This window comes from Flavobacterium sp. U410 (assembly GCF_053570605.1).
On sequence record NZ_JBSEFI010000004.1, the window covers coordinates 171,355 to 197,870 of the forward strand.

Consider the following 26,516-nt stretch of genomic DNA (forward strand, 5'->3'; position numbering starts at 1 on the left):
ACAACATTAAAAATTAAAAGACATGAGTAATTTAAACGGAGATATAATAATTTCAGGTGCTGATGGCACTAACGGAACTGCCGGACAAGGTTTTTCAACCGCTGCACCTAGCGGAAACAATGGTACAAATGCTAACTGTGATTGGGACTCAGTATGTAGACCAAGTTCTTCAAAAGGAACAGCAGGTGCTAACGGAGCCGAAGCGGGTTCAGGATCATCCGGAGGTAATGGATCAGATTGTCCTTCAGTAAATATTGTAATCGGACAATTAACAGGTTCTCTACTTGTTGCTGCTGCAGCTGGTGACGGTGGTAATGGTGGTAATGGTGGTAATGGACAAACCGGTGGTAATGGTGGCGATGGTGGAAAAGCATCTAGTTGTCCTGCTGGTTCAGATTGTGGTGCCAGTGATGGTGGAGCTGCCGGTAATGGTGGTAATGGTGGTAGTGGTGGAAACGGTGGAAACGGTGGAAGCGGTAATACGGTTGTTGTACAATATCACGGCGGAAGCGTTATGTCTTCTTCACCAGTGCCAAAAGGTGGTCAAGGTGGCGTAGGTGGTCAAGGTGGTAGTGCCGGTAAAGCAGGTTCACCGGGAGGAGCACAAGGCTCCGGAGGAAAAGCCGGAACTGCGGGAACTGCGGGTAATGCAGGAACACAATCTAATGTTATTTTGCAACAAGTTTAAAAAAGTAACGCTATGAATGCGACTAAAGATTCAATTTTGTCAAACGTAGCACTACTTTCATCTTATGCATCCACACTTAGTTTGGCTTCGGCCAAACAAGTGCTGGATTTAAGAGATGAACTACTGGCTTTACCGGAAGAAACTAATCTTCAACTAGGCGGTAGATCGGGCTTAAATATAGATGGCAGTCCATTGCAATATTGCATCAGCTCTTCAAGCGAAGGTTTGCATGGGCGTTTTATAAGTGATCCTTCATGCATTGTAGGTTCACCGGAAGAACGATTTCGGTATAGTTATCAAGCTTTGCAAAAATTATATACTATCACACAAACGGAAGAAATAAAGGAAATGTGTGAGGAAATGTTAGCGTTTCATTTACCTGTTTCTAAAGACAATATGGAAGAATATCCTGATGGGGTGTTTTGGTTAGGAGCTTCTCCGGATAGTAAAGGTATGGCTATTTATATTGATGGTAGAAGAGGCGGTAAAGAAGCTTCCTGGAAAAGATTTAGCGATTGGTTAAAGCATTTAATGCCTAATGCTACAGAAGTTGATGAATTTGTCAAAACGTTGAGTCCGTATGCTAATATTATGAGTATCGGTTTAGAAGGAAGTTCTTTAAAAAATGTAAGAGCTAAAATTTATTTTAGATTAACCCATAAACTTACCATTGAAGATTTAAAAATACCTGTTTTGCTCGATGAATCGGTTACCGATTTTTTTAACGATGTAATAGGAGATAAAGAGGTGAATTTAGCAGGTGTAGTATTTAATGTAGGTTTCCATATTGCAAGTTCAAAATTGTTTGATGCCAAAATTGATATTTGTGCTTGTCCTTCTTATGTTGAACTCAACCCTAATGAATGGGTTACTTTATTAGAAGAAACCACAACAAAAAATAAGGTTACCCCATTTCCAATACAAAAAGAAGTGTTAGAAAACGAATGTGCTGTTTCTTATTACGGATTAGGGATAGACATTATGGGAAATAAAAGACTAAATCTTTATTTAAAGAATAAAATAGGATCTAATTAAAACACACGTATTAAGGTTTTAATTATTCAACTCTGCTTTTACTCTTTAAGCAAAATATTGAAGTATTCAAATTTACTATTGCAGCATACACATTGTAATCTGCACTAGATTTTTATTATCTATACACATGAAGCAAAGCATCATTATTCCCAAAAATAAAATTGCTATTTACTATCAAGGATATTGCACCAAATGTAAATTTTTATCTAAAATGGTAGTTGTTTTATCCTTATATATTATCGAAAGGATACCATTAGAAGTTGACGAAAGTATTCAGCTTTTTTTTGAAGATTATCCTAAAGCTAAAGGATATCCGATACTCTTTTTAGGGAGAACACCTATTTATAATTATTGGGTTTTTCCGGCAGTACCTTTTGCTATTGTCTTGTCTTGGTTTTACAAACTGCAAATGTTGTTTATTCAAGACAATTGATCAAAGTCTAATTTTTTTATAAAGAGATATGAGAAATGTTTTTAAAAACCCCATTCAACAAAAAGAATTTGAAGAAAAGGGATATGTGGTAATTGATTTTTTGAACCCTTCAGAAGTTGATACACTACAACAATTATATAACCAATTAAATGCTCAGCCTAAAGAGAGAGGTTTTTCTACGTCTAATATGAGTATGGACGCTAATTACAGAAAGAAAGTATCTGATGGCATAACAGACACCTTTAAGAAAGCTGTTGCCTTGCATTTAGACGATTTTAAACTTTTTTTCGGAATATTCACCTCTAAGCAAGCAAATCAATCAGAAAGTATTTGTTCTATACATCAAGATCCTACTTATGTAGACGAATCAAAATATCAAGGAATTACGTTGTGGGTGCCTCTTATAGATACTAATGCAACAAATGGCGCCCTTGAAGTTATAGATGGCAGCCACAAATTAAATGACGGGCCAAGAAGCACACTTCCTAAATTTCCATACAACGAATTGAGCTCTTATTTGATAAAAAATTACTTTAAACGCCTGGATGTTAAAGCCGGACAAGCTTATATAGGAAGTTCTAAAGTTTTCCATTGGTCACCTTCTAATTTTAGCGATACTGAAAGAGTAGCTGCGCTGGCTTGGTTAGCAGAAGAAGAAAGCCAAATGCGTTGTTATTATCAAGATTTTAGAAATCCGGGAGAAAAGATGGAGGTGTTTGAATTAGAACCGGATTATTACATAGAAACGCCTTTGTTTAGCAGACCGGATGAAGCCAGAGCCAAAAAAATAGGAGAAGTTCCTTATTATTTTAATCCTCAGAATGAAGAAAGTGTTTCCGCAATATTAGGAAAAGCACATCAGAAAATGAAATTATCGGTTTAAAAATGAAAACAAATACAGAAAATAGAATTCTTTTTAAAAATCCGGAGCATCAAGCTTTTTTTGACGCAAATGGATATGTAGTTGTTGATTTTTTAAATAATAAAGAAATAGCATCACTTAAAAAATTGTATGATTCTTTAGAAGGAGATTTAGGAGAAGCTGCTTTTGCTTCAACGATTATGAGTAAAAGCGCTATCTATAGACATGCAGTTTCTAAGGGAATAGAGAACCATTTTGAAAGAGCAATGGCTACTATCTTTGAAGAGGTTACTTTCTTTTGGGGAAATTTCAATATTAAATACCCTCATCAAAACATAGGTATTGTTCCCCTGCATCAAGATCCTTCATTTTTAGATGAGAGACGTTTTCAACCGCTTGGTTTATGGGTACCTTTAATGGATACTACTTTAGAAAACGGAGCTTTAGAAGTAATCCCCGGAAGTCATCATTTTTTACATTTTCCCAGATGTGGCGGAGCTCCTTTTCCTTTTTCTATGTATCAAGAGGCACTTTTAAAAGAATTTGGTGTTTCATTGCCTATGAAAGCAGGACAAATTTATATAGGAAGCCCGGCACTGTTTCATGCTTCACCAACCAATAAAAGTCAGCATCCAAGGATCGTAGCAGCAGGTTTGGCAGGTCCTTCAGAAAGTAGGTTAAGATACCATTTCTATAATGAATCTGAAGCCGGTAACAGAGCCGATATATTTGATGTAGATCAAAATTACTATCTCTCAGCCTCTTTATTTAGCAGACCCGATGAAAAAGAATATGAATTAGTGGAAAGTTTAGTTTTAGAAAAACAAAAAGTGACAAAAGAAGAGCTGTTTGATTATTTAAGTCAATTTAAAATAAAAAAAGACCATGTTACATGCGAATAGAGAATATTTAAAGAATAGTGAAGAACTTACCACAAAAAAAGCCTCTTGGAACTTCCTTTTTGAGCAAGGGATAAAGCACTTGGTTGCAGAAAAAGAAGCCGGTTTTGTGAATACAAAACATGCTATGCCTTTTACAAAGGAAGCCTTTCAAGTGGAACAAGAGTTACAAATAGCGGATATTTTTCAAAGGGCTTTACTGGTTGATACTTTCCTAGATGCGCAAGAGAAATATCCTATTTGTTTACAAGAACATATAGCATCGGAGTTAACCTATTTAAAAAGAGCTAAAAGAGAAGGAGGAATAGGAGGATGGGGATATTTTCCTGATTTAAAAGAATTGCCTCCTGATGTGGACGATTTAGCACAAATTCTTCAGGTATTTTGTAAATTTTATCCAAAAGACGGTTTTAAAGATCTATTTGACGTACCTATTGAAACCATATTAAACGATCAGGCAAACGAAGATCTCGGATGGGAAACATGGATACTTCCAAAAGAGAATTTAACAAAAGAACAGCAGTTGCAGTATGAATGGATTCATAAAGCATGGGGAACAGGTTCTGACGTTGATGTTGTGGCTAATTTTTTATATGCGTTGCAAGGATATGATAAAAAACGTTTTGATACTGACATTCAAAGAGGACTCCGGTTTTTATATAACAAACAACATCAAGGTGGGTGGGAAAGCACTTGGTACTACGGACTTTATTACGGTACGTTTGTTAGCTTAAGAGCTATTTGCTCTGGCAAAGGAGATAAACAAGTGGTTGCAAAAGCTTTAGCTTTTTTACTTGATTCTCAGCATGATGATGGTGGATGGTCTTTACCGGAACAATCTTCCGATGCTTTACAAACCGCACTTGCTTTGCTTGGCATTGAAATAGCATCTCGTTATTTAGAAAAGCCCATAGACTTAAAATGGCTAGATAAAAGTTTACACTTTTTGGCTACTCAATACGACGAAAATATAGGATGGGAATCTTGTCCGTTCATTAAAATGCCTATGGGTAGACCCAGTGGCTTTGTTCATACGATACTTACTTATGGAAGTTCGCCCATAACAAACAATTTTGTTACTAAAGCGTGCTTACAATTTTTATAAACAAACTATTAGAACTAAATAAACAACAGAACAACAAAAAGATGAGTTTCAATAATACAAAAGCAAATACTGAGCAGAGTAAACCTCAAGTTACTACATTTCAGTTTGATAATAAAGCAGTTGGTCAGGTAAAAGATAGTGTTAATCTATTTACAGGGACCGTTAATATACCTATTAATATTGCCACTTTTCAAGGAAGAAAAGGTTTAGACGTAGATATTAATATGATGTATAACAGTAATGTTCAAAATTCAGTTAAAAACTGGAATATTTCAAATCCGACCGGAATTTTAGGATTGGGTTGGGATATGTCGTTTGATAAAATTATGGTCAATAAAAATGGCAGCGGTACCAGCTCGTCTGATGAATATTTTTTAGCGAGTAACGGTAGTGCAAACCAATTGATACAAGATGGATTTTTACCTGCAAATCCGGTAGATATCTTATTATTTCAACTTAGAAATTATGAGTTTTGGGATGTTCAATATGATGCTTATAATGAGAAATGGACCATAATTAAGGAAGATGGAACTGCTTTTATCTACGGAGATAAAAATAGCGGTAGAAATACGGTTCAATATGGAGTGCAATGGGGCAACTGGATGGGAACTTCTAATGTAACTATAGGACAAGAACATTTTGCAAGTGCTTGGAATTTATCAGAAGTTAGAAATACTTGGGGAGAATCAGTATTTTATACGTATGACAATGTAGATGTTCCTGTAGGAAATGCTAATGGTCTTGTTTATACACAAGCATCTTATCTTAAAAAAATAGAGGATAGTTTTAAAAGAACCATTGTATTTTTTTACGGAGAGAAATATGGCGCTAAAAATCCGGGGACTAAAAATATTGTAGAATATCAATCCGCTCATACGGATCAGCCTACCCCTAATGCTTACCAAGACAGCTATGAAACACGTTATTTAGATTATATTGAAGTAAGAAATAAACGGAACATTCTTCAATTTACCATCTTATTTGAATATGATTTCATTAATTTAGGAATTAATAGCCAGGTTGAGGTATATCCTTTACTATGGAAAAGGGTTTTAAAAAGCTTTTGGCAAGTGCAACCCAGTGGCAATACATTACCTGGTATTGAGTTTGAGTATTATGATACAATTCAAGATATTAATTCGGGGGCTTTAAAAAGTATTCTTTATCCGCAAGGAGCAAAAGCGATTTATAGTTATAAAGAAGAACCTTTAAATAGTGCTCGTAATATAAAAATTAATGCCCCATTGGTTAATGCAACGCCAAGGGTTTGGTTTGGGTCTGATTATACCGTAATTACCTGGTATGATAAGACAAACAAAAAACTAGTGGCTAAAGTACATTCCTGGTCGGGTAATTGGTCTGAATATCAATTAAATTCAGATATATCAACTCAAAATTATTTTAATAATGTTGATTTTGATATCGATAGCTTAGGCGTAATCACCAAACAAGATTATATAGCGCTTTATTTTACCGACAAAACAAAGAAACAATTCCAATTATTTTTATACCGAAGAAATCCGGAACAATTCGGAACGTTTAATTTAACGAATGGAGCGCAATATTTTCCGTTACAATCAGAAACGTCAAAAGTAAGCGTCGAATCGGGTAAAGATTTTGTTATTGTTTCCGGTAAAGATATTACTACAACTCCTATTACCGTATTTCAGTGGAATTGGAAACAAAAAGCATGGAATAACTCGGCTAACGTACAACAAGGAGGAATAGCAATTGCAATACCTTCTCCTTCCGATGTTTCTAAAGCTTCTAATATAGCAATCAAGGCAATAGATAATTATTATATTGCAACCTTCTATAATTTCACTTCAAAACTATTACAATTTCAATTGTTTTATCACAATGGGAACAATGTTTGGTCTAAAAGTACAGTATACAATACTTCAAATGTTACTATTTATAAAAATGACTCTGAAGGATTAGATTTTCCATTGAATATGACTTTGAGTAATTCCTTTGGAGTAGCTACTTATATTACAGATCAAACGGATACAAAAATAAGTTATAGCCTTAGAATTCTGCAATGGGATAAGAATTTCAATTTGCTTAATGCAGGAACGCCTTTAGTGAAAACCTATGAGTCTCCTATTGTAGAAGGAAAATCGCAATACCAATTGTTTTCTACGATATTGACCGATTCTTTGATAGCGAATAATCCCTTCTTGAATAGATATACTGGCGGAATGGGAAATAGCAATAATCCGCTAAATTGGAAATCCGCTGCTTTTAGTACTAAGCCCGAAGATAGTGTACATTTTGCAGCCGGCTTAGACATTGCAACGATGTCTAAAGAGCAAGGACAAAATAACAGCAATCAATATTTGCAATTTAACCCGAATTTTGGCTCATGGGGAACCCCTCAAAATTTAGCTTCAACAGGTAAAAATAGTACCGTGAGCGGTAATTATATGACGGTTGGCAAAGATGTTTTTTATCAGAATACAAATGGTAACTGGATGAAGCTAACACAGCAATTAAATAATTTAAATGCTCCTGAAACGGTTCAGAACAGAGCTTCTATGTACATTGCGTATCAAGACACTACAGATGATAATGCCCAAACGTATTTTGTAAACCCTATTAACGGTAGCTTAAGCGCGCCTGTAAAATTACCTATTACTTCTGAAGGCTTCGGACAGAAAATAATGGTGGATCAAGAAACGGTAAAAGCAGGTACTTTATTAGCCGGAGCAGATGTTTTTGTAACCTATCCTTCTAATCAGGAATTTGATACTTGTAGTTCTCTGGCTCTATATAAAGTAGTAGATGGTAAAGCTACTGATTCGGTTCAGGTAACTCCGGTATCTTATATCGCTATTACAAATGATGTAAATAGGGAAGACGTTTTTTATCAATCGTATAATTATGCTCGTTCGGCACAATCTATTATTACGTATGATGCCCGTTCCGGTTTAGCACAATTTCCGAAAGTAACTACTTTTATGGGTACAAAAATACCGGATGTTACTTTAACAACAAGTGGCATTTTAATTAGTTATTTTTCTAACGGAGTGTCTTTGCAAAATGAAATTCCTTACAATACAAATTGGGTGTATAACTACAGCCAGTTGCTAAATGGCGCATTATTACAAAAATTGCAATATGATAAAGAAGGTACTTTAGTAAGTAAGGATATTAATTATTGGCAAATATTTACTGCTAATGTAAATCAGAAAAATTATTTATTTGGCGCTTTTTTTAGAATAAGTAAAACAGTATCAGAACAAGATGGTGTTACTCAATTATCAACCATAGAATATTATCAGGATATTGGATTGCCCATGCGTTCTTTTAGTTCTTATTATGACTCAAATGGCGATGAGAAAACAATCACCGGTGAAAAAAAATACGCTATTCAGATTCCGGAGTATCAAGCTGCAATGCAACAAAAACACTTGTTGAATGCTATAGCACAGGAATCGGTATTTATAAGTGATAAAAACACAGAAAAAAAGTGCGTCAACTCTAAAATTGTTACATGGAAAAACTGGTCAGCTAATGCGGAATGGAAATGGTCTCCTTTTCAAAATTTTGAATGGTTAGGCAATGATGAGAATACACCTGATTTTGATTTCTCTACGATTCAAAATAATAATGATTGGTTAAAAAAACAAGAAGTTGTTACCAGAGGGGTTTATGATACGGTAAATGAAATGATGAATGTGGAAGGTGTACAATCATCGTATATCTATAGCACAGATGCTCAATTTCAAATAGCCGAATTTTTAACTGCTAGTAAAACAGGAGAAGAAGCTTCATTTTTAAGTTTTGAATCGTATGAAGATAATGACGGATGGATCATTTTACCCAATGCAAGTATTATTCCTAATGATAAAGACGCAACCATAGATGCCAAAATAGGACAAGCATCCTTAAAAATAGAAAAAGGAATAGGTTTAGAAAATAGTTTTACTCCTCAAAATCAATTACAGGATTATGTTTTTTCAAGTTATGTGAAACTTCCGGATGGTTTTGATGCTACCAAAGGCGATGCAAAATGGATCGTATCTTTTAGCCAAAACGGAACAACCGTAGGAAATGAAATAGAGTTGTCTTTTGGTAATGAAGTAGGCAAATGGTTATATGTGTATCAAATTTTAAATTTAAAAGCAATACAAGCAAATGGAAATAGTGCTATAACCATTAGTATTAAGGCACAAAATAATAATACTGCAACTGCGGTTTTAGTAGATTGTGTTCGTTTTTCTCCTTTGCAAAGTCTATTTTCTGCAACTTCGGTTAATACTCAGATTGATGCTATTCAAGCTAGTTTAGGTTCAAACGGAGAAGTAAAAAGAAAGTTTTTTGATAATTACCAAAGAATAGTGGCCAATACAAGTTTTGCAGAAAAGACAACATCAATAGCAACAAATTATTTTTCACGAACCGGAAATGACAATGCTTTTTCTATAGAAAACCCTAATAGTAAACTAAAAATAATGGCTGTTAACGGAGGAGATGCTCTTTCTTTTACTCAGGGTAATGAATGGAAAAACTATTGGACACCTTCTAATGAGCAAGACTGGCAAACAGAAAATGGTGTATTGAATTATACAAAATCTTCCGGCGAAGGCATTTTAAATTACAAAGGAAACGAATGGAACGATTATGGATTATTAGTTCAATTAATGCCCAAAGAAATCATTTCGAACGCATTAGGCTTACAAATAGGAGATCAATATACCATTCAGTGGAATCCTTCTACGAGTCAATGGGAATTATTAGGAAGCGATCATCAAATTCTTCAGTTTAAAAAACCAAGTATAAAAATAAGCCATCCTAAATCGAAAGAGGACGCACAATCTGTATTGTTAAGAACAGGTTGCTATTCTAAAGTTATTCCAAATGCGGTCAATGCAAAAGAAGAGGCCGTATATGAATCAGAATTTAATAAGTTCTACAAAATAAATCAGACTTCTAATGCAACAGAAATAACCTCGTTAGCATCGCAATGGCTTGTTATGGTTACTAAAAATACGTTGTTGTTTTTTGCCGATGGAATACTTGTGTTTAATTATAAATCGAATAGTGTTATTTCCGGAAAACTGAGCTTATTTACAAACAATAAGATCAGTATCAGTAGCTTATTGACAATGATTAGCCCTATGGCTACGCAAACCTTTGTGAATGCAGTAGGAAATGATATACAGTCTCAATTGTTAGATAATACCAGAATGACTGTCATCCAAAATATTTATAACAACCAAGGAAATATAATTGCCAATACCAAGCCTGCTTTTGTTGAAGCCGCTACAAATACACCTGTTTTTCAGTATATCTCAGAGTTTGCTTTGTATGATTTTGAGACACAAAAAATGCAAGGTTTAATAGCAGACACGTATCAAGAGGACGAAGGGTATCCTTATTTTGGATATCGCTACGAAACTTCTCCGCTGGGAAGAATACTTGAGCAATCCATGCCCGGTGTAGCCTATAAGTTAGGAGCCAATACTCAAAAGTACGAATATGGCAGTAATGACGGAACTCATGGTTTGCCCAAAGGAGAATATTATCAAGCAAGTGTTACAGATCAAAATGGAAATAAAACGTATACTATTACCGATAAGAGAAATCAAGAAGTTAGAAAAGTAAGTCAAAAATCGGCAACAGAAGAAATTGTTTCAGCAGTTTATTATAATGATTTAGGATATCCGATACGTGCATTATCACCCAATTATCAAGAAGGTGCACAAAATAATGAAGATTGGATCAGTTATCAAACGTATAATTTTATAGGTCAATTAATGAGTACTTCAAATGCAAACGGAGGAACTACAGAAATGATCTATGACAGAGCCAATCGTTTGCGTTTCCGTCAAGACGCAGAAGGAAAATCACAAGGAAATTATCAATATTATAAATATGACCTTTCAGGAAGAATAAGCGAAACGGGATATGTTACAGGAGTTTGGGATAGAAATATTTTACAAGAACAAGCCAATTACCATCCGGAATATCCCGAAAACGGTTCAACCTGGCGAATGAAAACCTATTATGACTATGATGGAACTAATGCTCCTTATCAAATAGGACAAGTAGTAAAAACAGAGAATAATCATTCGGAAGAAGATACTGCAGATGTAATAGAAAATTTCTTATATGATATCTATGGCAATGTAATTAGCAGAACTCAAAAAGTAGTTGATTTTGATACTGAAAATTATGAAACGCGTTTTTATTACAATAATTTAGGCGGGATTACTCAAATTGATTATCCGGTTGAAAAAGGAAGTACTCCTTATTCGGTTTATTATACCTATAATAGTATCGGACAAATTGAGCGTATAGGAACTACTGCTTCTTCAGGTAATATTGCTTCTTATACTTATAATCCTACCGGAAAACCTTTAGAAGAAACGTTAAATCCTACCGGAAATAGTTTTATTCGTAATTATGGCTATAATTCTCCTGTATGGCTTGATAATGTAAAGGATACTAAAACACAAGACAGTTCTTTTATTTTTCAAGAAACCTTACAAACCTCATTGCCGGAAGGGCCTGCTTATTACAACGGACAATCGGCAGCTATTCGTTTTCAATATCCTTCAGCTATGAGTGCCGGTTCTACTTTTACCAATACTTATAATTCACTGAATGCATTAGAAAATGTGACAGAGAGTAGAGGACAGAATGCGTTGAATAAGCAATATAAGTTTGATAATAACGGAAATTTTGACACGATAACGATTGATTCTAAAACCTATCAATTTGAACCGGAAATAGGAAAAGGAGATCGTCTTCAAAAAGTAACAGCTATAGAAGATCAAAGTACTTTATTTGATTTTCAATACAATTTAAACGGTTCAATCGCACATTATCAAACCTCTGATGCTGACGGTTACGAAGCGCAACAACTACAATTTACCTACGATGCCGGTTCGCGTATGACCGCTGTTATACATGATTTAAATCTTGAAAAACAATATAAATTATTTTATAACAATTCAAGCGATAGAGTATTAAAACAACAATACTCCGGAGGCTCTGTTCAAGAAAGTACGTTGTATGTAAAAAGTTTATCAGGTAATCCGTTAGTACAAATAAAGAAAAGCAATAGTGTAAAAGATACTTTATATATGGTATACGGACCAATAGGTATAGTATCCTTTGTAAAAAATAATAATACCTATTTTACTTTAAAGGACCATTTGGGCTCTGTGCGAGTAATCATGGACGATAATGCTAATGCTATTGCAGCTTATGAATATGATGTCTATGGAAACGTAACTGTGGTTGCTCAGCCTGAAACCGATTTTTTTCCTTATCTATTTACCAGTCAGGAATATGATTATGAATTAGGAATATACAATTACAAAGCTCGTTTTTATTTTAGTAGAATAGGACGATTTGGAGTAATTGATAATTATAATCAATTCTTTAGCCCTTATATCTATGCCGGAAATAGTCCGTTAGTTTACATTGACCCATCGGGTAATTTTTCTATAGGTAATTTCTTTTCCGCAATAGGAGGTGCTATTATCGGAGCATTTGAAATTTTAATAGGTGTAGCTATAGATGTTGTAGCAGGAGTTTTAGAAGTAGTTACAGGAGGTCTTTCTACACCGGCAAGTATAGGATTAGCTTCTCTGGCAGGAGCATTTATAGGCGCAGGAGTAAGCTCTGTAACGTATTCTTCCGTTAGTTTAATAACAAACGATTTCAGTTGGAAAGAATATGGTATCAATACAGCGATCGGATTTGTTGCAGGGGCTATAACAGGCGGTTTCGGAGCGGCAGGTTCAATTGCAGCAGAAGCCGCTACAGGAGTAAAAGCCGCGGCAGAAGCAGGCGAAACAGTAAGTACTTTAGCTAAGGTAGCCAATGCCGGAATAGAAGGAGCTTTTGCCGTTGCCGGTGCCGAATTAGCGGTTACATCGGCTACATTAATAGATAATGCAGCACATGGAAACAATTTAAGTGCCGGTTTGGGCGAAGCCTTAATCCAAGGAGTATTGAGCTCTACATTATCATGGGCAATACCGGGTATCGATTATAAATCCGGATGGGGAAATCTATTTTCAAGAATGGCAGCAGGCATAGCAAAATCTGAAGCCATTGGTGTATCCCTTCAATTAGGATCAAATGCCATTCATGGAAATAGTTTTGATACAGGACTTATGAATACCGTTGTAGGAGGATTTGTGGGAGGAAGTATCGGGTCTTTAGAAACAAAAGCGTATGCAAAAGAAAGAGCTCAAAAAGAACTTAATTTTATGAATATCGGAGCCCCTAAATATCAAGTTCCGGCTGATGGAATCATTAGATTGTAAAAAATAGTACGGATTATGAATATACTATTAGATAATTATAACCAATGCCAATTAGACAATTGGTATTGGTTTCAAGAAGCATTTACAGAAGATGAATTACTCCAAATTGAACAAATTCAGGAGTCTATTCCTTTTAATATGGCAAAAATAGCACAGGATACGGATGATTTAGAAACAAAACGGAAAAGCGAAGTTAAATGGCTTGGAAAAGAAGTTCCGGATTTTAAATGGTTGTATGAAAGATTTATTACTATGGGTACAGAAGCAAATACATCTCTTTGGAAATTTGATCTTACAGAAATAGTGGATGATTTACAATATACAGTCTATCATCACGATGGCGGACATTTTGATTGGCACATGGACTTAGGAAGTGAAAAATATGCCCGAAGAAAAGTAAGTATTACGATGCAATTATCCGATCCGGAAGACTATGAAGGTGGCGATTTTGAGTTTATGATAGGAAATGAAGTGGTAAAACTACCAAGGAAAAAAGGATGCGTAATACTATTTCCTTCTTATTTCTTACATAGAGTTACTCCTGTAACAAAAGGAACAAGAAAATCATTGGTATTATGGATTTATGGACCGCCTTTTCGATAGAATAAAATAATTAATTTTTTTAGAAATAAGGATGAGGTTTCCATTACAGACGTATAGGAAAGATAGTTAAGAGGCTAAAACGAAACAACTTTAAAAACAAGCATCATGTCAAAATCAAAAACTTTTAATGGAGTAACACCATCCATTTGGGAATGTGTAAAAGCAACAAGCTTAAAAGAACACGGAACGGTTTATGCTCCACCCGAAGCTAATGCCGGAACGGCAAAAACAAGTACAATTGTAGGTGAAGTACTTTTAGAGTTTAATTTTAATCCCACCAGTAACAGCGTAGCTTATACAATAATTAAAAAACCCGGATTAGCTTCTGAAAGTCAAATATGGAACGGCATTGAAGCTACAATAAAGGGATGTTCTAAAAAATAAAGAGAGTGTTCCCGGTTTGGTTTCCGTTTTAAAATCGGATTTTGTGGTTAAGCAGTACGAGTTAACATAATCTTATAATTTCAGCATTTTTAGATGTAATTTTTATGTAAAAAATGAAACGTATATTTTCCTTCGAAATGAGAACAGAACACACAGAGCACTTGTAAAGTCGATCTATCGCTTAGGAGGAGAATTTCCTCGTAGTCGAAAAGCGTGTTTTGTATCATTAGGTATGCATCAAAACAAACAAGTATACCATATTCAAAGCGTCCTTTTATCCAAAGGGGCGCTTTTCTATTTCTAATCGGCAAACCAAGAAGATTTGGTAGAGGTAGTCGCTACATTTACACCTAAAATGGTACGAATGCAGATGATGGTAGTAGAGAGGATTACATTAAAAAGCTTTAAATAGTAACTATGGCTATTTATTAGGGTTTTGTTCGGTACTTGTTCGGTAATTAGTAGGTTTTTCGCATGCTTTTCCGAACAAACCCCGAACAAACCCCGAACAAAGGCAAAACAAAAAACGTATTTAAAAAGGGTGTTTTTTACCTGTTTTTGGTAAGTGTTTTTTGTTAAATTTGAAAAAGATTTATTAAGAAAATAAAACTACTTAAAATATTTAAAAGACAATTAGTATATAGTTTTAAAAGAGAAAAATGTTTAAATTATATGAGATTGTTATTAGAGTATTTAAACACTAAATTTTATGAGTTTAGAATTGGAAATATTAGATAAAATAGAAAAAGTAAAAAGAGAAAAATTATTATATTTAGATTTGAGTGGAATGGGAATGTCTAAACTTCCTGAATCAATATTAGAGTTGAATGATTGTATTGAAATTAACTTAAGTTATAACCAATTAATAAGTGTTCCAAACGAGTTATTTTCTTTAAAATCGATACAGTTCTTAGATTTATCAAATAATTACTTATCTAGTTTTGAAATCATTCTTAATTTTAAATATTCTATAAAAAAAATCAACATCTGTAATAATTTAATGTATCAGATTCCGGTAATTAAAGAATATTATTATGATGTTGAAATTTTGTTTGATAACAATCCTTTTTTAAATTTTTTACCAGATTGTATTGCGGATAAAGATTTAGATACTATTGAATATTACATTGAAAGTCTTAAATTAAGAAAATATAATAAGCAATTATTTGAATTTAAATTAGTTTTAGTGGGGGCTGGTGATGTTGGTAAAACTAGTTTAGTAAAAGTTCTAATAAATAACGAATATAAACTTGAAATTGGGAAAGAAAATAAAACAAATGGAATAGAGATTAATAAAATAGGATTTGATGTATTTTTTCCAGCAACAAATAAATATTTGGATAATGAACCTGATAATTCTAATCTTTATTTTACTTCTTATCCTGATAATTTAGAATTTGATGATGAATTTGATGATGAATTTGATGATGAATTTGATGATAGTGAAGTTATTTATCAAAGTCAGAGAACTCTTGTTTCATCAGTTTGGGATCAATTAAGTGATGACCTTAAATTTGATATTGAAATGAGAGATTTTCACCCAGATATATTTGAGGTAAAAAAAGAAGTAATTGCTAATGTATGGGATTTTGGAGGGCAAGAAATATATTTAAATACACATCAATTTTTTTTAACAGACAATTCCATCTATTTAATTTTATGGGATAGTAGAAAAGATACTGAATCAATTTCTTTTGATTATTGGTTGAGTTTATTGAATAATTTGACTTTGGATAGTCATGTTATTATTGTAATGAATAAATCTGAAAATGGAATAAAAACAATTGATGAAGAATATTTTAAGAACAAACATAGTAATATTGTTAATTTTTTAAATATATCATGTTTTACTAAAGAAGGTATTGACGAGTTAAAATCTTTAATTGCAGATACAATAAAGAAATTAAAAAAAATGGGAGATTATCTGCCTTTTTATTGGGAAAAAATCAGGTCTGAGATAAAAAATATTGATAGAGATTACATATCTTACACAGAATATCTAAAAATTTGTAAAGAAATTGGTAAAATTGATAGTGCTGATAAATCAAAAATAATAAGTCAATATTTACACGACATAGGGGATGTTATTCATTTTCAAAATGATAATTTTTTAAAAACTTTAATTATAATTAATCCAGAATGGGCGACTAAAGCAGTTTATTTATTATATGATACAATTGAAATACAAAAAAACAAAGGAAAATTTACGGTCAATGATCTTGAAAAGTATTGGGATTTAAGTATTTATCCAATTGAAAAGCATCAGGAATTAATACATTTGATGGAAAAGTTTGAAATCTGTTTTAGACAAAGCGGTTCGGACTACTATATAATCCCTGATTTTTTAGATTTCGAAAAGAAATCTGAAATTTCTTTAATTTATGAAGAAGATGCACTTAAATTTAGAATTCAATATCAGTCGTTACCTAGCAATCTTTTTGCCAGATTAATTTGTAAATTAAGTTATATGCTTAAAAAGGACATGTTTTGGAAATCCAGTGCTTATTTGTTAAAAGAGAATTCCTCAGCCTATATAAAATACAATAAAGTTGATAGAAATATTAATATTAATGTATATGGGGTAGAGAAAGGTAAAATGCTTAGTATAATTTTAAATGAAATTGATAATGTTCACTTAAAATTGAAATTAAAAGAGAAAGAAGATTTTAAACAAGAATATGCTTGTAACTGTAATGAATGTTTAAAAAAAGTAACTCCTTTCTATTATGAAAAAGAATATTTATATCGATTTTTAAAAAAAAATAAAGAAAAAATTACATGTAATGAAAGCATTGAGGAAATAGTAATAAAAGATTTAATTAATGGTTATAAAACTTCAAATATTCAATTCGAGTTAATTTATCCTATTTTTAGTGCTTTATATAATTTACAAAGTATTAAGAAAAGTATTGGAAAAGATGAAAATCATAGAAACACTTTCATAACTAATCAACTATCTTCAGTTGGACTTACTGCTAAAGATCAATCATTACATGGACAATCAAAAACTAAAATAAATTTTGGCGAACTTGATATTAAATTTACAGATAATAAAAATATGACATATAGTTTATTTGAAGGAGTAAATTTAAAATCATTAAATATAAAAATAATTAATGAACATATTGAAAAAACAATCAATAATTATAATCCAACAGGATTGAATGTGGTTCATTTTGGCTTGTATTATGATGGTAAGACATTTTCAAGTTTTGCTAAAAAATATTTTAAATATTTAAATAATGAAGAAACTATTAAAACTCACAACTTTATTGAAACAAAAGATGTGACTGAACTATATAATCAATATGGCAGTGCTATCGCTATATTTAAAACTAAATACTTTGGATTGAATATGAAAAAAGAGCTTGTTTTATATCATTTTTTAATTCATTTAAGTGATTAATCATTATTACTATTTATTTTCTTCCTCGTTATTTTATAAAAAGCTAGAACACAAGCCTAATGGCTGAATCTGGTAAGTCAATCAAAAAACAAAAAGGAACACCTGTAAAAAGACTTTTCAGGTTCTCATTCAAACAACTTGTGATTTATTTTTATTACACCACAAAACAATCACAATAACGTGATTAAAAAATCGTTTTAGAAATAAAGATCACAATTGATTCCTTTATCAAACCATGAAAGAAGCACGCCAATTTCGGGAAGCACTCGGACTCACACAAGAAGAAGCCGCACAGCTGCTAAAGATTCCCAAAAGCAGAATAGGAATGTTTGAAATAGGACAGCGGGAACTTCCTGTAAAGGCCAAACTTCGGTTGGTTACGCTCTACCATGACCTCCAAAAACAGGAAGCGCTTTTGCAATCGGCAAACAACGAAACTTTTGAAAAAGAGGACTATGTTGCTTTCTTGGAGCGAGAATTATTGGAAAACCAATTCAACCGACAAGTACTGGAACGCAAACTGGAACAGTCCAAGGAAAAATATCAAAAAAGTCTGAAACTGTCCCGTTTAACAGCACTTCTGGAACAAGATACAGAGGAAACCGAGAAACCTTCTCCCGCTTTTATAGCATTCTTAAAACGAAAAGCCCGAAACGGAATGCAAAAATACGGCTTGCCGGAACAGGCCAAACTGGCATTAAAACTAAAAAACCATCACAGCTTTCAACAAGAGTTGGAAAAGGAATTGAAACAATATCGGAGTTAAGTCATGCTTGCATTTCCATAGAAAAAAACCTGCCCGATGAAGTTAACCAATATTCTGGACAGGTTTCGCGAATTAAATTACTTAACAAGGGCTGTACATTATACTGAAACTATTCACAAGATGAAGCCGCGACTGTACTACTTACTTCACGATTCGTAGTTACCTTAACCTGATAAGGTGCCGTGATCTTTGTACCGTCCGGAACTAATCCGATGTAGCTGAACTGCCCGCCGGTTGACTGAACCGTATCGATCCGAACTGTTTCGTTCTTCGGTCCATAGATCAGGTAAACCGAATAAGCCGTTATCGGCACTCCTTTTCGACCGCTTAATGATCCGCTGACATAAACAGCATTGACTGCATTACAAGTAACCACATTAGCGCCGGAAAGTGTTACCGTCTGTGCTTTTAAAGTAGTGTTGAAACAACTGAACAACGAACAGGCTGCAAGAGCTAAAAAATATTTTTTCATAATTGATGTTTTTTGGTTCCTACTCATTTGGCTTTTCGGTTACGCCCCGTTTTTAAAATGGTTTCCGGTCTCCATTCGAAAAATTTTGTTTGACTTCAAAATTCATATCCCAAAACTACTACACTGCTCAATTGCAATCCTTTAAAAAGGAATGAATACTCGTTTTTTGTCCATCAATACGGTAATAAATAGTATTTGTAAGTTTTTATATGCGCAATTCCTCCTGATTTAAACAGCCTTAGATTTCCGTTCAGAAAAAACAGGGTTTCATGCCTCAAAAAAACTGCTTTCATTCCATTTTTTCAAAATTTCCCTCAGTGTTCTTCTACATTTGTAGACGTGATTTTCTTTAGAAATCACCCGATTAAGAAATATTTATAAACCATTTACCATTTTAAAATCAGTACACTTATGAAGCAAAAAAATTACTTTTTACTATTAATCCTAACCTTTTTTCAACTGGTTAGTAATGCACAGACTTTAGATCAGAGTAACACCTCTTATGATGCAGGACAATTAATATTAAACCCTAATTATCCACACTTAGCCCAGTCCTTTACCAATGGTTTAACAGGGATGTTATCCCGTATTTCGGTTGATATACAGCAGAGCCCTGTATATCCTACTATAGCTGGTGATTTTGATTTGACCATTTATGCAGGAGAAGGGGTAAACGGTACAGTATTGCTAACACATACGTTTAGTGTTGCAGATAATTTCTTTGGGGAACTGGTTGTCAACTTTACTCCGGTTTCGGTTACATCGGGAACTGTGAATACTTTTAAAATATCTCCTTCTGCTTCTAGCACAGGAAGGTTATTGGTTTCGATGAAGGGTGGAAATAATTATTCAGGAGGAATATTATACAATGGAAACTTCGGTGCTTCAACAGATTACGATTTATGGTTTAAAACCTATGTTAGTGTGCCAATGCCAGCCACTCACTTAAATTTTGACGGAGTTAATGATTATGTAAATTTAGGGACTTCAATTTCTTCGGCTATTAATAATACAAGTACATTAACACTCGAGGCTTGGATTAATCCTTCCGCTTTAAACGGGTGGAATAACATTATTACAGATTACAATGGTAGTTATCATAAAATCTTATTGCGTGTAAGAAATAATAACAATATTCAATTTTGGTTGAATTCCACTGTTTTAAACGCTGCTTTCACAGTTCCGTTAAATACCTGGACTCATATTGCGGCTGTATATGATGGCTCAAACATGTATGTATATGCAAACGGGAATTTAGTCGGTTCTCAAGCAGCTCCGGTTAGCTTACCTACAACTACGGATCAATTTAATATTGGTTCTAGAATTGGTTCAAATACTGAAAATTTCACAGGAAATATAGATGAAGTTCGTGTTTGGACTACTGCAAGAACAGCTGAACAAATTGCAGGTTCAATGAATTGTGAGTTGCAAGGAACAGAAAATGGTTTAGTTGCTTATTACCCATTTAACCAAGGAACAGACCAAGCGGATAATTCAACTGTTACGACTTTGACTGATGCAACAGCCAATGCAAATAATGGAACCTTAACAAACTTTGCATTAACAGGTGCAACGTCTAACTGGTTAGCAGGTTCTCCAATAACAACAGGTTCAACGGTGCCAAGCACACCCGCAGCTCCCGGTAATATAACGATTTGTGGAGGAGAAGATACTAATGCAATAGTAGTAAATAGAGTTTGCGGAACGGTAGCAGAAGGAAATACATTGACTTTGACTGCACCAACAGGCTTCACATTCACTTCAGTTCCTTTTGCAAGTTACGGTAATCCTAATGGTTCTTGCGGAAGTTATACATTGGGATCTTGTCACGCTGCAACTAGTCAATCAATTGTTGAAACAGCATTAGTCGGACAAAACTCAGCAAGTATCAATGCCACTAATGCGGTTTTTGGAGATCCTTGTAATGGTACTTCTAAAAGATTGTATGTAGAAGCATTATATGGTTCTGTAACTTGGACAAATGATACACCATCTATCGGCTTAGCAGCAAATGGAACAGGGGCAATACCTGCTTTTACAGCAGTAAACAATACAGAAAGCCCTATCGTAGCAACCATTACTATTTCATATAACAACGGTTCATGTAGTGCTATTAATTCTTTTACAATTACGGTTAATCCTCAGCCAGTTACTCCGGTAGTAAGTGACCAATCTTTTTGTTCTGCTGCAACAGCAAATGATCTTGTTCCGGCAATAAGTTCTACTACTAATTGGTATGCTTCGGCATCATCAACAACACCTTTAGTATCAACGGATGTTTTGAGTACAGCAACGTATTATGTATCTGAAACAAATGCAAACGGATGCGAAAGTACTCGCGCAGCTGTTAGTATTACGATTTCTTCTCCGGTAGTAATTACAACTCAACCACAAGATCAAACTATTATAGAAACAGAAGATTTAGTGTTTACTGTTGCAGCTGCTAATGCTACATCTTACCAATGGGAAGTAAGTATGGATGGTGGTTCAAATTGGTTAGCTTTAGATGACTCCTTTGCCAATCCTGACGTTTCGGGTTCTACAACAAACACCTTAACGGTTTCCGGAAATAATATGATGATGGTTAACGGCTATTTATTCCGAGTAATTTTAGGTTCTTCACCTTGTGAAGATGTAATCTCAGACGAAGCTTTAGCCACAGTTACTCTTTCAGCTCATGATTTTTCGGTAGATAACGGAATTAAAATTTATCCTAACCCGTTCCTGAATGAAGTAATAATAACATTTCAAGACAGTGCAGCTGCCGAATTAAAAGTACTGGACATTAACGGAAGGCTATTGAAAAACCAAAAATTAACTGCTGCTCAAAACACTATAGACATGAACGATCTGCCATCAGGCTTGTATTTGTTCCAAATCACTTCTGATACTAAAACAACGACTCAAAAAGTAATCAAGAAATAACATTCTTTTCTTTTGAATCTTAGTTTATGTTTATTACTTTTAAAATTACGTAATTAACCAAAATAACAAAACATGGAAAACAATCAAATTAAAGATCCGTCTACATCAGTACCATCAGAAGCAAAACAAGCCATTGTTCCTAACAAAGGGGTACAGTCTGCCATTGTCTTTACAAACAAAAGACCGGCAAATCCGCTACCTCCTCTGGTTCAGGCCTATTATACAGCCGGAACAGGAATTCTGGAAGTAAGCACCGTAATATTCTTGGCACAAGAGAATATTGAACCCAATTCAATTACAGTTACTTATACAAGCGGTTCAAAAGGACAACCTCAATTCTATATTAATTATACCGCACCTGACGTGGAAACGGATACATTTTATGGATTTCAGGTTAACTTTTCTGCAAAAATGGAAAGTCAGCCCACTGAAATAGAAACTTTTGTATGTGATAAAGATCCGTTAACTTCAAGAGGCACACTTACAACAGTGCAACCCTAACAATTATAATAGTAATGTAGCGAACAGGCAACCCATCAGGTTGCCTGTTTTTTTTTCAAACAATATCATTCTCAACCTTTAAAAAAAAACGAATTGTACCGTCTCAAAAATTCAGTATTACACAATTTTTAACTCCTTTTATTACAATAAAAACAAAACCGTAAAACATTTTCTATTAAAATTATTTTTTCTAAAAAAAACAAAAAAAATCTTTTCTTACTATTGTACAAAATAGCTACATTTAGCACATGAACCTGAAGAATTAAAAGATACACTTAGGTTTAAAAATTTGCTAGACCGATTCAATCAAATGTCCATAAAATTTGATACCGTTCATAATGATATAATTTTTGCAGGAGCTTTTGATATAGAAGATGGGGATTTAGAAAAAACACCTTTAATAAATGATGATGAAATTTTAAAATTCGATTTCAATACATCTCAAATCTTTATGACAGGATCGGTTGTTAATAAAATTAAGAATTTGGATTGGAAGATGAAAAATAATTTTGGAAGACAGTTTGTGTTATGTATTAACAAGAAACCTATTTTAAATGGTTATTTTTACAACTCATCATCTTCATATTTATCTAATACGTATCAAATTTTTATTGATGATTATAAGATGAATAAATCTGAAGTAGCTTATAAAATCTATCTTGGTAAAAATTTAAGCACACCTAATTTGAAAGAAAACAAGGAGTTCTATAAATCATTGTCTGAAAGAAAATAAAAAAGATAATTTTTGGAGCATACAGATAATGAGAGCATTCAGCAATATATTATGGAACTGATAAAAATGGTGAGCATTATTTTTATTCTAAAGATGGAGCTGGAAAACCAGAATTTACAACTTTGAGTAAAATGCAAAGTAGCTCTAAGGACTCAGATACATATAGACTATATAACATTAAAAAGTGATAAAATGAAGTTTCTAATTAAGATATTATGTTTAATCTCTTTAGTTTCTTGTAACTTAAAAGAAGATAAGATTGAAAAATGGTATTCTAAAAAAATAACTAACTTGCCGATTAGTATTGCTACCTAACCTAATCCGGCTACCTATGAGATTTTATCTTTATATAGTAATTATTTTTTATACCTGTTTTTTTTCTAAAAGCAGTGCTCAATCTTATGATGTTGTTGAAACGATATTTGAAAAAGAAATTAAAAAACAAAGTCAGGAACTTTCTAAAAACCCCGATTTTATAAAAGCGTATTCTTTTTTTGTTGCTAAAAACTGGGATTCCACATTGGTGTATTCCATGAAACAGCTTAGCTTTCCAGAGGTAAAAAAAGAAGTGAAAGACTATTGTCATTTTTTTAGAGGATATAGTTTTAAAGAAAAAAAACTATTTAAAGAAAGTCAAAAAGAATTTTCTTTTATTCCTGAAAATTTTCCGTTTTACAAAAGAGTAACGATGCTTTTAGGAGAAGTGGCCTTGGAACAACACGATTTTGAAAGAGCATTGAACTATTTTAAAACGATAGAAAATATCAAAAATCCTTTATTTTATGGGATAACAAACAGTAGCATACAACACAATATAGGAATTTGTTATCTGCATTTGGGAAATTTTAATAAAGCAGAAGATTATCTTTTGGCAAGCACAACAATGCAGGAACAAGAGAAAGATACTATTATGCTGGTAGGATCTTATGGCGATCTGGCTAATTTATATTATGAACAGTTTAAAGACCATCAAGCGATACCTTATTTTCAAAAAGCATACGATTTAGCACAAAAAACAAAAGATTTCAAATTGAAATATACCACAGCCTATAACATGGCTGTAGTGGAAGAGAACCGAAATGATTTTAAACGCGCTATCGCTTACCGAAAGGAGTTCGAAAAATGGAAAGATTCTGTAAACGATCAAAATAAGATTTGGGAAGTCGCGCAATTAGAAAAACAGTTCGCCGTTAAACAAAAACAAAAAGAAGTAAGTCTTCTACAAGCAGAAAACAAAATAAAAATTGCCGAAAGAAACGGTTTTTTATATTCAGCTATAGTTCTTCTGCTATTGCTAATAACAGGAATCTATTTTTACTTCGAAAAAAGTAAAACCAATAAAATCATTCTGGCACAAAAACAGGAATTGGACGTTTTAAATGCAACTAAAGACAAATTATTTTCTATCGTCAGCCACGATCTGCGTTCGTCAGTAAATGCACTAAAGAACAGTAATACCAAACTGCATCAAAATTTACAAACTAAAAATTTAGAAGAATTAGATACGTTACTACATCAAAATAGCGCGATAGCCAATTCAACATATAATTTACTGGACAATTTACTGCATTGGGCTTTACTGCAAAGTCAACAAGCCTATTTTGAGATCACATCCATGCGATTGTTCTTTATTGTGGAACAAATGAGCTATAATTATCAGTCACTTGTAATTGAAAAAAATATACATTTTGAAAATAAAGTAACCAAGAATGTTATTGTTTTTGCCGATCAGGAATCTTTGAAAATAATTCTTCGGAATTTGCTTGATAATGCCATCAAATTTTCGAATCCGAATGGTCAGATTAACATCTATACGGAAGATAATAATACAGAATATATAGATTTAATTATTGAAGACAATGGGCAGGGAATGAGCGAGGAAACCCGAGCTACACTTTTGAAAGAGGAAATTTCATTGGCACAAAAGAAAAATGAAAACACAATAGGAAGCGGGTTAGGATTACAGCTTTGTAAATCAATGATCTATAAAAACAATGGAAAATTCAACATTAGTAGTGAATTGGGAAAAGGAACCAAAATGATTGTATCTTTGCGTAAAACAATGAGCTGATGGATAACATAAATGTTTTGGTGATTGAAGATACACCGTCAGAGAGAGAAGCTTTGCAAAAAGTTTTAGAAGCTAACGGATATAATGTAGTAGGAGTAGCCTCCAGCCACAAAGAAGCTTTAGCTATATTTTATACAGAAAAAATAGACCTACTCATTATAGATATTTATCTTAACGGATCTCCGGAAGGAATTACTTTTGCAGAAACCATCAGTGTTTTGCCCAATGCCGCTAAACCTTTCGTCTTTTTGACAAGTTCTACTGACCGTCATTTATTTGAACGTGCCAAATTAACGAATCCTTTTAGCTATTTGCTAAAGCCATTTAATGAACTGGAACTTTTATATGCTTTAGAATTGGCTATCGAAAAGTTTTACGCCCAGAATGATGTTTTTTTAGGAGAAGAAGAAGATACCGTTATCAGTTCCGAACATTTATTTATTAAAAAAGGAAAGTCTCTGAAGAAAGTTCAGATAACAGATATTATATATATTGAAGTAGAAGAAAAATATTGTAATATTGTTACAAATAATGAAAAATTCGTCATTTTAATTTCACTTACCAAAATTTCTGAGATGCTGGACCGTACCGTTTTTTGCCGAACGCATCGCAATTATATGGTCAATGTAGATAAAATTGTTGAAATTATTCCAACAGATAATTTAGTTATTTTAACAGGAAATCATAAAGTAACCTTAGGCGAAAAATATAAAGATCTGATCAAGAAGATACGTACGTTAAAATAAGTAAAACTATATATTTAAAAATTCCTGTTTATAAAATATAATTTCCATGTTGCAAATAAGATAAAAGATAGACTGCTAGTAGAATCTATTAAAAAATAATGAGTAAAGATTATTTTTTAGTTTTTTATTTACAATAAAACAGTACTTTTGCCCTCGAAATGAGAACACAAAACACACATAGTATAGCACTTGTAAAGTCAATCTATCGCTTAGGAGGAGATTTTCCTCGTAAACGAAAAGGGTGTTTTGTATCATTATGTATGCGTTAAAGTAAACGATTATATCATATTTCAAAGCGTCCTTTTATCCAAAAGGGCGCTTTTTTTATGTTCGAAATGGAAGTAAAAACAATTAAAATTAAAAAATGGGACACTTACAGTGTGACAAAAACGAAAAAAAATGAAAATAAATAAAAAAATATTGGATGCATAGTAAATCGCAGCTGAAATAATTGAAAATGAGTAACCAGATGAGAGACAGTCATTTGTAAAATTCAAAGTATCTGTTGAAAAACGGACAAGAATTCTATTGCTTAATTTGAAGGTTAACTTATTGGAAATCAATAAAATATATTTAAAAAATATTTGGAAGTTAGTTTT

Annotated in this window: 18 protein-coding genes; 17 read left to right on the forward strand and 1 reads right to left on the reverse strand. The window is 33.2% G+C overall.

Translation table 11 applies throughout. The features are described 5' to 3' along the window. Positions 1 to 22 precede the first annotated feature (22 nt). The 11 genes from ACUSJC_RS04795 (at position 23) to ACUSJC_RS04845 (ending at position 18,469) form a co-directional block, all read left to right on the forward strand. Complete coding sequence (locus ACUSJC_RS04795) at positions 23 to 688, forward strand: hypothetical protein (protein ID WP_449268418.1); 666 nt, start codon at positions 23 to 25, stop codon at positions 686 to 688. A 12-nt stretch (positions 689 to 700) separates the two neighbouring features. Then, positions 701 to 1,723: a hypothetical protein gene (locus tag ACUSJC_RS04800; RefSeq protein WP_449268419.1), complete on the forward strand. Its 1,023-nt coding sequence runs from the start codon at positions 701 to 703 to the stop codon at positions 1,721 to 1,723. Between the two features lie 127 nt (positions 1,724 to 1,850). Continuing rightward, positions 1,851 to 2,156, forward strand: coding sequence for a hypothetical protein (locus ACUSJC_RS04805; RefSeq protein ID WP_449268420.1), 306 nt, complete (start codon positions 1,851 to 1,853; stop codon positions 2,154 to 2,156). Positions 2,157 to 2,184: 28 nt separating this feature from the next. Next, positions 2,185 to 3,039 carry a phytanoyl-CoA dioxygenase family protein gene (locus tag ACUSJC_RS04810; protein WP_449268421.1) on the forward strand — a complete coding sequence of 285 codons (855 nt, stop codon included), beginning with the start codon at positions 2,185 to 2,187 and terminating at the stop codon, positions 3,037 to 3,039. A gap of 2 nt (positions 3,040 to 3,041) precedes the next feature. Beyond that, positions 3,042 to 3,920: a phytanoyl-CoA dioxygenase family protein gene (locus tag ACUSJC_RS04815; RefSeq protein WP_449268422.1), complete on the forward strand. Its 879-nt coding sequence runs from the start codon at positions 3,042 to 3,044 to the stop codon at positions 3,918 to 3,920. After that, a complete protein-coding gene (locus ACUSJC_RS04820) occupies positions 3,904 to 5,022 on the forward strand; it encodes a prenyltransferase/squalene oxidase repeat-containing protein (RefSeq protein ID WP_449268423.1) in 1,119 nt (372 codons plus the stop codon). Before ACUSJC_RS04815 ends, ACUSJC_RS04820 begins: the two co-directional genes overlap by 17 nt. 41 nt (positions 5,023 to 5,063) lie before the next feature. Further along, a complete protein-coding gene (locus ACUSJC_RS04825) occupies positions 5,064 to 13,310 on the forward strand; it encodes an RHS repeat domain-containing protein (protein WP_449268424.1) in 8,247 nt (2,748 codons plus the stop codon). Between the two features lie 15 nt (positions 13,311 to 13,325). Next, positions 13,326 to 13,913 carry a 2OG-Fe(II) oxygenase gene (locus ACUSJC_RS04830; protein WP_449268425.1) on the forward strand — a complete coding sequence of 196 codons (588 nt, stop codon included), beginning with the start codon at positions 13,326 to 13,328 and terminating at the stop codon, positions 13,911 to 13,913. Between the two features lie 105 nt (positions 13,914 to 14,018). After that, the gene (locus tag ACUSJC_RS04835; protein ID WP_449268426.1) at positions 14,019 to 14,297 is read left to right on the forward strand and encodes a hypothetical protein; all 279 of its coding nucleotides are present in this window, start codon (positions 14,019 to 14,021) and stop codon (positions 14,295 to 14,297) included. A 709-nt stretch (positions 14,298 to 15,006) separates the two neighbouring features. Further along, positions 15,007 to 17,703, forward strand: a complete 2,697-nt coding sequence (locus ACUSJC_RS04840; protein ID WP_449268427.1) for a COR domain-containing protein — start codon at positions 15,007 to 15,009, stop codon at positions 17,701 to 17,703. 235 nt (positions 17,704 to 17,938) lie between these two features. After that, a complete protein-coding gene (locus ACUSJC_RS04845) occupies positions 17,939 to 18,469 on the forward strand; it encodes a helix-turn-helix domain-containing protein (RefSeq protein WP_449268428.1) in 531 nt (176 codons plus the stop codon). Positions 18,470 to 18,578: 109 nt separating this feature from the next. Here the strand turns inward: ACUSJC_RS04845 and ACUSJC_RS04850 are convergent, their stop codons facing one another. Then, entirely contained in the window at positions 18,579 to 18,968 is a 390-nt protein-coding gene (locus tag ACUSJC_RS04850; protein WP_449268429.1) for a hypothetical protein, read from the reverse strand. A 384-nt stretch (positions 18,969 to 19,352) separates the two neighbouring features. On the opposite strand from ACUSJC_RS04850, the gene ACUSJC_RS04855 reads away from it, so the two are divergent. From ACUSJC_RS04855 to ACUSJC_RS04880, 6 genes are all read left to right on the forward strand, one after another. Next, entirely contained in the window at positions 19,353 to 21,866 is a 2,514-nt protein-coding gene (locus tag ACUSJC_RS04855) for a LamG-like jellyroll fold domain-containing protein (RefSeq protein ID WP_449268430.1), read from the forward strand. A gap of 72 nt (positions 21,867 to 21,938) precedes the next feature. Further along, positions 21,939 to 22,367 (forward strand): hypothetical protein, encoded by a 429-nt coding sequence (locus ACUSJC_RS04860; protein ID WP_449268431.1) that lies wholly within the window; start codon positions 21,939 to 21,941, stop codon positions 22,365 to 22,367. Positions 22,368 to 22,677: 310 nt separating this feature from the next. Then, positions 22,678 to 23,100 carry a hypothetical protein gene (locus ACUSJC_RS04865; RefSeq protein ID WP_449268432.1) on the forward strand — a complete coding sequence of 141 codons (423 nt, stop codon included), beginning with the start codon at positions 22,678 to 22,680 and terminating at the stop codon, positions 23,098 to 23,100. Between the two features lie 192 nt (positions 23,101 to 23,292). Further along, positions 23,293 to 23,415, forward strand: a complete 123-nt coding sequence (locus tag ACUSJC_RS04870; protein WP_449268433.1) for a hypothetical protein — start codon at positions 23,293 to 23,295, stop codon at positions 23,413 to 23,415. Between the two features lie 16 nt (positions 23,416 to 23,431). Continuing rightward, complete coding sequence (locus ACUSJC_RS04875) at positions 23,432 to 25,171, forward strand: tetratricopeptide repeat-containing sensor histidine kinase (RefSeq protein ID WP_449268434.1); 1,740 nt, start codon at positions 23,432 to 23,434, stop codon at positions 25,169 to 25,171. Beyond that, the gene (locus tag ACUSJC_RS04880; RefSeq protein ID WP_449268435.1) at positions 25,171 to 25,917 is read left to right on the forward strand and encodes a LytR/AlgR family response regulator transcription factor; all 747 of its coding nucleotides are present in this window, start codon (positions 25,171 to 25,173) and stop codon (positions 25,915 to 25,917) included. The genes ACUSJC_RS04875 and ACUSJC_RS04880 overlap by 1 nt, the downstream gene beginning before the upstream one ends. The last annotated feature ends 599 nt before the right edge of the window (positions 25,918 to 26,516 follow it).

Bases quoted from the DNA above. Each gene is read 5' to 3' on its own strand.
- ACUSJC_RS04795 (WP_449268418.1), top strand. From the start codon at position 23: ATGAGTAATTTAAACGGAGATATAATAATTTCAGGTGCTGATGGCACT.
- ACUSJC_RS04800 (WP_449268419.1), top strand. From the start codon at position 701: ATGAATGCGACTAAAGATTCAATTTTGTCAAACGTAGCACTACTTTCA.
- ACUSJC_RS04805 (WP_449268420.1), top strand. From the start codon at position 1,851: ATGAAGCAAAGCATCATTATTCCCAAAAATAAAATTGCTATTTACTAT.
- ACUSJC_RS04810 (WP_449268421.1), top strand. From the start codon at position 2,185: ATGAGAAATGTTTTTAAAAACCCCATTCAACAAAAAGAATTTGAAGAA.
- ACUSJC_RS04815 (WP_449268422.1), top strand. From the start codon at position 3,042: ATGAAAACAAATACAGAAAATAGAATTCTTTTTAAAAATCCGGAGCAT.
- ACUSJC_RS04820 (WP_449268423.1), top strand. From the start codon at position 3,904: ATGTTACATGCGAATAGAGAATATTTAAAGAATAGTGAAGAACTTACC.
- ACUSJC_RS04825 (WP_449268424.1), top strand. From the start codon at position 5,064: ATGAGTTTCAATAATACAAAAGCAAATACTGAGCAGAGTAAACCTCAA.
- ACUSJC_RS04830 (WP_449268425.1), top strand. From the start codon at position 13,326: ATGAATATACTATTAGATAATTATAACCAATGCCAATTAGACAATTGG.
- ACUSJC_RS04835 (WP_449268426.1), top strand. From the start codon at position 14,019: ATGTCAAAATCAAAAACTTTTAATGGAGTAACACCATCCATTTGGGAA.
- ACUSJC_RS04840 (WP_449268427.1), top strand. From the start codon at position 15,007: ATGAGTTTAGAATTGGAAATATTAGATAAAATAGAAAAAGTAAAAAGA.
- ACUSJC_RS04845 (WP_449268428.1), top strand. From the start codon at position 17,939: ATGAAAGAAGCACGCCAATTTCGGGAAGCACTCGGACTCACACAAGAA.
- ACUSJC_RS04850 (WP_449268429.1), bottom strand. From the start codon at position 18,968: ATGAGTAGGAACCAAAAAACATCAATTATGAAAAAATATTTTTTAGCT.
- ACUSJC_RS04855 (WP_449268430.1), top strand. From the start codon at position 19,353: ATGAAGCAAAAAAATTACTTTTTACTATTAATCCTAACCTTTTTTCAA.
- ACUSJC_RS04860 (WP_449268431.1), top strand. From the start codon at position 21,939: ATGGAAAACAATCAAATTAAAGATCCGTCTACATCAGTACCATCAGAA.
- ACUSJC_RS04865 (WP_449268432.1), top strand. From the start codon at position 22,678: ATGTCCATAAAATTTGATACCGTTCATAATGATATAATTTTTGCAGGA.
- ACUSJC_RS04870 (WP_449268433.1), top strand. From the start codon at position 23,293: ATGAAGTTTCTAATTAAGATATTATGTTTAATCTCTTTAGTTTCTTGT.
- ACUSJC_RS04875 (WP_449268434.1), top strand. From the start codon at position 23,432: ATGAGATTTTATCTTTATATAGTAATTATTTTTTATACCTGTTTTTTT.
- ACUSJC_RS04880 (WP_449268435.1), top strand. From the start codon at position 25,171: ATGGATAACATAAATGTTTTGGTGATTGAAGATACACCGTCAGAGAGA.